This window comes from Coxiella endosymbiont of Ornithodoros maritimus, assembly GCF_907164965.1.
Classification (GTDB): domain Bacteria; phylum Pseudomonadota; class Gammaproteobacteria; order Coxiellales; family Coxiellaceae; genus Coxiella.
In genome coordinates, this window is sequence record NZ_CAJRAM010000107.1 from 1 (window position 1) to 7,451 (window position 7,451).

Consider the following 7,451-nt stretch of genomic DNA (forward strand, 5'->3'; position numbering starts at 1 on the left):
CCCATGAACCCGATACCAATGGTTCGCGCCTCCACACGCTTCTATCAACCACACAAGCCACCTTAAGGCCTTGCCACAGTGGACACATATTGAGCGCCTAACCCCTCTCGTGTGGATCACCTTACCCCACTCATCAATCCCACACAGTTGAAAAACCCCTTTTGCAATAAATACCAACACCAAGTATTTTAATATCTTTCATGGCCCTGCTCCTTTTTTTAAAAATAGAAACTCTATGTTGGCGCATTATAACGCCCTCTTTAAGGAGGGGCACTTTTCATTAGGTTACGAGATACGTTTTTTATTTAAGAATTTTTTAATGTCCGTGTGTTAATTTTGTCATCAAATATCGAAAAATTCACGGGGAAATAAGAGATGCTAGTTAAGCTGTAGGACGAATTTCAACCGACGATTCCTGAAGTTAGGGAGTTATTATCTTTACACTAACATAATCAAGAAAGAGAAACACTCGTGCTCGACTTACAAAGAGCAAAGGCAGCCAAACAAAATGATACCTGGTATACCGCTTTCGATCTACTCTCCTTTCGAAATAGGAGGGATAAGGGAATACCCCTAGGTTGGAATCCTCTAATATGGTTTTCTATTGAAGCTGTCCCCTCTCCAGGCGGGCCCTCTTCTTTTATAAAAAAATTATATAGCCTCCGCGGACAGGGGTTGATTACCCCTCGAGAAATATATTAGTTGCTAGGATAACAAACATGGTCTGGTATGAACCCGTTTTCAGCATTCGTAATTTACTGGAAATTAAAAGAGAAGGATATTCGTCAGCTTATAAAGCTCTTTCCAGAGGAAATGAGAGAAAGTCAACTCCTCAATTTAGTTCATCAACGAATTTATCATGATAACCTAAACCATCTAGAGAGACCCCCTTCCACCACCTGAAAAAAGAAATCTTTTTGTGGCGCGTTATTCCCAGATGCTTATTACTCGGAGAATTGCGGAAAATGGGTTTTTACTGTAAAATTTTTTCTATCTTAATTTAAAAGTCCCATCAAAAAACTTGAACTGTTAGCCGAAGCAATCAGCGACGCCCCTTCTCTCAAGGCTAGCGAAAAACAAAAATTTGTGAAAGTAGTTCAGGAATATTTACTACCACTTTTATTATCAACAGACCATCAAGAGGAAACAAACAATCCAACCAAGTATTCAACAACGGTGGGCATGTTACGTCTAAAGAACGTCTTCAAAATTCTCAATCACGTAATACCCTAGTTGCAAGATAATGATTTAGAAAAATACATCAAAGCTGGAAACACGCCAGAAAATTTATTTTATGCACTCGTTCACTTTGATCTTAAAACACGAAAAATCGGCACCTTCACCCTCTCAGAGAGACTGGCTCCTAACAGTTATTCCGCGTAATGAGTGGAATGGAAGATCGAGCCCAGTGGTTTCTAATCTTTTACCTAATCTCTTCGAAAAAAAAAGAGGACGAAGAAATAAAGCAAGAAAAAAGAGTAAACATTCCTTTCTGTAACACAGCCTATAATTTACTTTTAGTTTCCGATCAACATGGCCAAACGGTTCTAGGCTACTGGGCAAAACATGAGCCAGAAAATTTGATATCGGAATTATGCACTCTGAAGAATAAGAAACATCTTAGCTCTACCGAAATATGTCATTTACTGCAACAGCAAACAAAAGATAGTGAGATGCCTTTTTTAATTTTAACTTGCTGCCGTCCTTATCTTTTTTCTAATTTCATAGACTCTCTTCAACTTTCAGCCGAACAACTATTAAGGTTAGTGCGCCTCTCGACTTATCCCCGCTCTGAGGAGGGCTCTCGGCATAATCTCTTTGACCAACTCCTAGTGGCTGATCGTAGCGGTAAACGGCTCGTAACTATTCTCAAAAATCCTGTCCTACTTTAATAATAATTCTATCAAAAAAATTAAATTGTTCGCGGAAATATTTCGCACTTTTTCTTCTCACCTACCCAAAACGCTTACACTCTATAAAGATCATTTGCGGCCTCTTTTAGCTTCGAAAAAACTTGATGACACCTCTTTCGCCGCTTTAGCGCTTTTAAGGAAAAAGTCAGCAAAGATGGTACTCAAAGAAGCAAACACGGACAAGCGGGGAAGTTTCGAATTAACGGAGGTTGATATTAAAAAGGAAACGATAGTTCATTCTTATTGGGCGCTGTTGTTAATTTTGATCGGGATTGGGAAGAAATCGTTGCTGTAGGAACAAGCAGCACGTCAAAATTGCTAAATAAACGACCTTCTTCTTTCTTTAGTTTTTTTTCAAGGCCAAGGCTAGACAGGAATACGTCATCCTCGTCTTGCCACCACCATCCTGGAAAGACCTGCTAAATCACGTCGGTCGGTAATTTCGCGATAGCCGGCGGCTTGCAGTAATGTCATAATCTTTTCGGTTTGATTATAGCCGTGTTCCAGTAATAGCCATCCTCCGTCAACCAAATAGGATCTAGCTTCGTGAATAATTATTTTTATGGCGGATAATCCATCGGAGCCAGCGGCTAACGCTTCGCGGGGTTCGTGTTTCAATTGTTGAAGGTGCTGATCGTTGTCCGGAATATAAGGGGGGTTTCCCACAATGGCATGATAATCACGTCGGGGTAAAGCTTGGCACCATTCACCATGATAAAAATTACAATTTTTAATTTCATGTTTTTTTGCATTTATTTCTGCAATTTTTAAAGCTGCTTGAGAATTATCGGTAGCGTCGATAGTCCAATAGGGACGCTCAACCGCAATCGCTAAGGCAACAGCGCCTGAACCCGTGCCCAAATCGGCAATGCGTAATTTTGCGTCTTTAGGTAGGTTTTTTAAAATCCATTCCACGAGTATTTCGGTTTCAGGACGCGGAATAAGTACATCCGGTATTACTTTCAAATTAAGTGACCAAAATTCTTTTTGACCTAAAATGTAAGCGATCGGTTCGCCTTTCAGACGGCGTTTTACATAAGCTGATAATGTTTTTTGTTGGGAAGAAATCAATTGCATTTCAGGATAAGTAAATAAGTCAGCGCGTGATTTTTTAAGGATACACTCAAGTAATAATTCTGCATCTAAACGGGGGGTTTTTGAAATGGTGGTCAGTTGCTGCGATATATTTTTAATAGCCTCTTTTATGCTTAGCACTTTTATTCCCCGCTTAGCTCAGCTAGTTGCTCCGCTTGTAGTTCTCGCATTAAAGGCCTAATGACTGGATCTAAATCACCGTCTATCACTTCATCCAATTGATAAAGCGTTAAATTGATGCGATGGTCTGTCACGCGGCCTTGAGGGAAATTGTAGGTACGAATGCGTTCCGAGCGATCACCGCTTCCTACTAACGATTTTCGTTTAGCCGCTTGCTCTTGGTCTTGCTTCGCTCGCTCGGCAGCCAGTAATTTTGATTGCAATAAAGAGATCGCGCGTGCTTTATTTTTGTGTTGCGAACGTTCGTCCTGACATTCGACAACCACTCCGGTGGGTAGGTGGGTAATCCGAATAGCGGAATCGGTTCGATTAACGTGTTGGCCGCCCGCGCCGGAAGCACGAAAAGTATCGATTCGTAATTCTGCTGGGTTAATTTTAATTTGATCGATTTCGCGAACTTCAGGCATTATCGCAACGGTACAAGCGGAGGTATGGATTCGACCTTGGGATTCCGTCACAGGGACGCGTTGAACACGATGCGCGCCGGATTCAAATTTTAATTGCAAGTAAACGCCTTCGCCAATCACTCGCGCGATTACCTCTTTAAAACCACCGTGCTCACCTCCATGGGCCGATACGATATTCACTTTCCATCCTTTTGTTTCAGCATATCGCGCATACATTCGGAATAAATCGCCGGCAAAAATAGCCGCCTCATTGCCGCCCGTGCCGGCGCGAATTTCAAGAAAAACGTTGCGCTCATCATTCGGGTCTTTAGGAACTAACAAAAGTTTCAATTGATCTTCTAATTTTTCTTTTTTAAGCGTTAATTGTTCTAATTCTTCTTCAGCTAATTTTCTTAATTCCGGATCTTTTTCTTGTTGCATCTCCTCAGCCGATTCAATTGTTTTTTCATTTTGTTGAAACTGCTGGAAACACTTTACGATGGGTTCAAGCTGGGCGTATTCTTTCCCTAATTCACGATAGCGATCTTGATCATTAATCACGGTTGAATCGCTTAATAAACCACCGATTTCTGAATAGCGATAGGTTAATGTTTTTAATTTTTCAATAAGAGATTGTTTCATAAATCAAATAATTCTTTGACTGATAATAATAATTGCATCTGATCTTCATACGCTGCTTACCTTAATTTTGTTGTCGGCTGATGTAAAATTTTATTCATTAAATTGTGGGCGAAGTGAGCGATAACCGCTTTTGGGTCGTTAGTCCGTCGAAAATGCGCCAGCGCTTTCTCCAATTCCTGATCACAAAGCATTTCTACCCGTTCCCGAAATCGGCGTATCGTATTGCCGGCTTTGTGCACCTGTAATTGGCGCATATAATGTATCGCCTGTATTTCCACCATAACCTCATCTTGTTTAGCGGGCGCTTCGCGTGTTCGGCGATTCTGTGCGATGAGAGTTTACAAGTCGTCAATATTATAAAGGTAGACATCTTCTAATTGAACTGTTTCGGGTTCAATGTCGCGCGCCTTGGTTGTATAGATGCGAGGAAACGAGTTTAATCGTCTCACCTGCCCAATCAACAATATTTGACACTGGTTCAGATGAGAAAAAATTCGTTTTGATAATCGCTCGATGGCGTACGCTATTGAAACGGGATTAGCTCCAATGCCTGTTTCACTGCGGATACGCTTAGTTGCCGCAAAAACGGCGGGAAAGAGGCGACCTAGCTCACTGCCCACAGCGCCTATTCGGCGCGCCAATAAATACGCTGCTTCATTTAACCTAGAATTTGCGGCTCACCTAAGACCATGAAATCTAACCCGCTTCCTACGCGCATGACACGGCGCACCATTTCGATGTCGCGACGCGCATAGCAAAAAGATCGAAGATCGATGTCTGATAATTGCGGTTGCTTTGACGACCAACGGAGAACAGTCACCGCCTCATAAACGGTGGTATAAATTTCTGTGCGGTTGCAAGTAGACAACAACAGGGCCTCGTTAACGGCTTTTTCTGCCAGTAAGCTTTGTAAAGCTAAAGGCGTGCGCTCAGGCGTGAACACCAGTTTTTCACGGACAGTTATAAGGCGCCGATTGATGATTAATGCCGCAAACCAGCAGGGGCATGTTACCTGTCTCCTTTAAGTTGGGAAGATGATACCATAAATGGAAACACGTCATCCTGCAGGATTTTCCGCGGCTTTTGTATAAATTTCGCTTCCTGGGCCGTAAAACGACTATACGCTATAAACAACATATGAAGAAAAAGCTGATTATTATCTTAACCTCTGTTCAGTTACTGTCGGTCAATTCGCCATGGCGCTTTATTTACCGGCTTTGCCCGCTTTAACCACCTATTTTCACAACTCACCCGGCGTCATCCAGTTGAGTTTGACCTTATTTCTCATCGCTTTTGGGTTCTCTCAATTATTTTACGGTTCTTTGTCTGATTGTTATGGCCGAAAACCTTTGTTATTGATTGGGCTCGTTATTGTGATGATAGGATTCCTAATCGTTGTTTTCGCCAGGCATCTTTCTTTGTTGCTGATAGCTCGAGTGGTTCAGGTTCGGTATTAGCCCGCGCGGTTATCCGCGATCGATTTGAAGTGAAAAAATTAGTACAAGAACCTTCCCTTTTAATTATGGCGGCTTCCCTGCCTCCAACGATTACACCTTTTATCAGCGGCTATATTTAACATCGGCTGGGTTGGTATTCGATTTTTATTTTTTTGCCCTTTTACTCGGGTTTAATTTTATTGGCCATCTTCTTTTTGCTTCCAGAAACAAAAAAGAGCGAATCGCTCACTTTTAAAATGGGCGCTTTGCTCAGCAATTGTAAATTACTACTTAGACATCCCATTTATATCAAATACGTTGTGTGTATTATCATGACCTACGCTTGTCAAATTCTTTATTTGTAAATTTCTCCTTTTATTCTCCAAAACGGATTAAAGCTGAATGCCGCTCAATACGGTACTATTATTACACTGCTGGCCATTGGGTATTTTGTGGAAAACTTTCTTTCTACACGATTGATAAGATTTTTTGATAGCGATCATTTGGTATTTGTAGACGCATTGATTGTGCTGATGGTGGGAATAGCACTGGCTTTAGAAGCTGTGCTTTTAATGGCTTATCCGCTTTTTCTGTCATTACCCCATTATATTCTGCGTCATTGGCATGCGTCATTGGCATTGGCTTAATATATCCCAATGTTATTAGCGGCTCACTCTATCTTTTTCAGTAAATGACAGGGACAGCGGCCGCCTCGTCAGGCGCCATACAAATGGCAGGTACAAGCAGTATAGCGGGTGTCACCAACGCGTTACACATTGGGGCTCGGGATTTCATTTTACTTTGTAGCGCAATTGTTCTGTTGATGATATTTAGTATTATGAGGACGTCCGTTCAATGATAATGCCCGCTCCATCTGCATCTTCAAAAATAGAGGGTTTAGTGATGCTGAGTTGTATCCAAGTCATCTTAAAGCGCGTTAATAAAAAATCGGCGCATCGTTCGGCTAATGTTTCGATTAAATTGAATCGATGTGCGTTTAGGAAATGGATGAGACTTTTGCGAACGCTAGCATAGTCAATGGTATGAAGAATTTCATCCGATAACGCTGCCTGCTTTGCATCGATATGATAAACAATATCGATCGCAAGAATCTGTTTTTTTGCTTTTTCGTGACGCAAAATACCGACTTGCGCAGGCACGCGTAAGTTACAAATGAAAAGTTTATCCACCGGATTGTTTTTCGCGAATCTCTTCAAAAGTTTTACAATCAATACATTTGGTAGCTGTAGGGCGCGCTTCTAATCGACGAATGCCGATTTCGGCTCCGCAATCTTTACAGAAACCATAATCACCGTTATCAAGCGTATCTGCTGCTTGCTCAATTTTTTTAATCAGCTTTCGTTCACGATCACGGGTGCGGAGTTCTAAACTAAATCCTTCTTCTTGGCTGGCCCGATCCAGCGGATCTGCATACACGTTGGCTTCTTCTTTCAAATGTACAACCGTAGAGTCGACCTCTTCCATCAGCTGCTTTTTCCATTCAAACAAAATTTTCCGAAAATGTTCCTGCTGTTTTCCGTTCATATATTCCTCGCCCCGCGTTAATTTATAGGGCGAAAAACCAAGATCAGTTGTCTTTGTTTTCATCGCTTTCGATACCGCCATTTCTGCCTCCTCACAGCCGTAGAGTGCTGACTAAAAACTCACACATTCTATACCAAACTCCGAAACTCTCAAGCAGAAATTTGATTAAAAATTTCCCCGTACACGAAGGAAAGCGATGAATTTATCTTCTGAGCAGGCGGAATTAATGGAAAGGTTTGTTTTAATTGAAGCAA

6 protein-coding genes and 3 pseudogenes are annotated in these 7,451 nt (G+C 41.6%); 3 read left to right on the top strand and 6 right to left on the bottom strand.

The features are described 5' to 3' along the window. A pseudogene (locus tag OWO34_RS08935) lies at positions 1–202 on the bottom strand (IS110 family transposase); the annotation flags it as partial. Positions 203–1,382: 1,180 nt separating this feature from the next. On the opposite strand from OWO34_RS08935, the gene OWO34_RS09605 reads away from it, so the two are divergent. Together OWO34_RS09605 and OWO34_RS09610 are read left to right on the top strand one after the other, a co-directional pair. Beyond that, entirely contained in the window at positions 1,383–1,892 is a 510-nt protein-coding gene (locus OWO34_RS09605; RefSeq protein WP_323808289.1) for a hypothetical protein, read from the top strand. A 25-nt stretch (positions 1,893–1,917) separates the two neighbouring features. After that, positions 1,918–2,208 carry a hypothetical protein gene (locus OWO34_RS09610; protein ID WP_323808290.1) on the top strand — a complete coding sequence of 97 codons (291 nt, stop codon included), beginning with the start codon at positions 1,918–1,920 and terminating at the stop codon, positions 2,206–2,208. Between the two features lie 86 nt (positions 2,209–2,294). Here the strand turns inward: OWO34_RS09610 and prmC are convergent, their stop codons facing one another. The 3 genes and pseudogenes from prmC to OWO34_RS08955 form a co-directional block, all read right to left on the bottom strand. Then, positions 2,295–3,128 carry a peptide chain release factor N(5)-glutamine methyltransferase gene (gene prmC / locus OWO34_RS08945; RefSeq protein WP_267257245.1) on the bottom strand — a complete coding sequence of 278 codons (834 nt, stop codon included), beginning with the start codon at positions 3,126–3,128 and terminating at the stop codon, positions 2,295–2,297. Positions 3,129–3,130: 2 nt separating this feature from the next. After that, on the bottom strand, positions 3,131–4,216 hold the full coding sequence (gene prfA / locus OWO34_RS08950; RefSeq protein ID WP_267257246.1) for a peptide chain release factor 1: 1,086 nt from the start codon (positions 4,214–4,216) through the stop codon (positions 3,131–3,133). A gap of 56 nt (positions 4,217–4,272) precedes the next feature. Next, positions 4,273–5,223: pseudogene (locus OWO34_RS08955) on the bottom strand (glutamyl-tRNA reductase). 76 nt (positions 5,224–5,299) lie between these two features. On the opposite strand from OWO34_RS08955, the pseudogene OWO34_RS08960 reads away from it, so the two are divergent. After that, positions 5,300–6,511, top strand: a pseudogene (locus tag OWO34_RS08960) (MFS transporter). Here the strand turns inward: OWO34_RS08960 and OWO34_RS08965 are convergent. Both OWO34_RS08965 and dksA read right to left on the bottom strand, forming a co-directional pair. Then, the gene (locus OWO34_RS08965; RefSeq protein WP_267257247.1) at positions 6,489–6,842 is read right to left on the bottom strand and encodes a dihydroneopterin aldolase; all 354 of its coding nucleotides are present in this window, start codon (positions 6,840–6,842) and stop codon (positions 6,489–6,491) included. The pseudogene OWO34_RS08960 and the gene OWO34_RS08965 overlap by 23 nt on opposite strands. After that, the gene (dksA, locus tag OWO34_RS08970; protein ID WP_267257248.1) at positions 6,835–7,278 is read right to left on the bottom strand and encodes an RNA polymerase-binding protein DksA; all 444 of its coding nucleotides are present in this window, start codon (positions 7,276–7,278) and stop codon (positions 6,835–6,837) included. Before dksA ends, OWO34_RS08965 begins: the two co-directional genes overlap by 8 nt. Positions 7,279–7,451 lie beyond the last annotated feature (173 nt).

Bases quoted from the DNA above. Each gene is read 5' to 3' on its own strand.
- OWO34_RS09605 (WP_323808289.1), top strand. From the start codon at position 1,383: ATGAGTGGAATGGAAGATCGAGCCCAGTGGTTTCTAATCTTTTACCTA.
- prfA (WP_267257246.1), bottom strand. From the start codon at position 4,216: ATGAAACAATCTCTTATTGAAAAATTAAAAACATTAACCTATCGCTAT.
- dksA (WP_267257248.1), bottom strand. From the start codon at position 7,278: ATGGCGGTATCGAAAGCGATGAAAACAAAGACAACTGATCTTGGTTTT.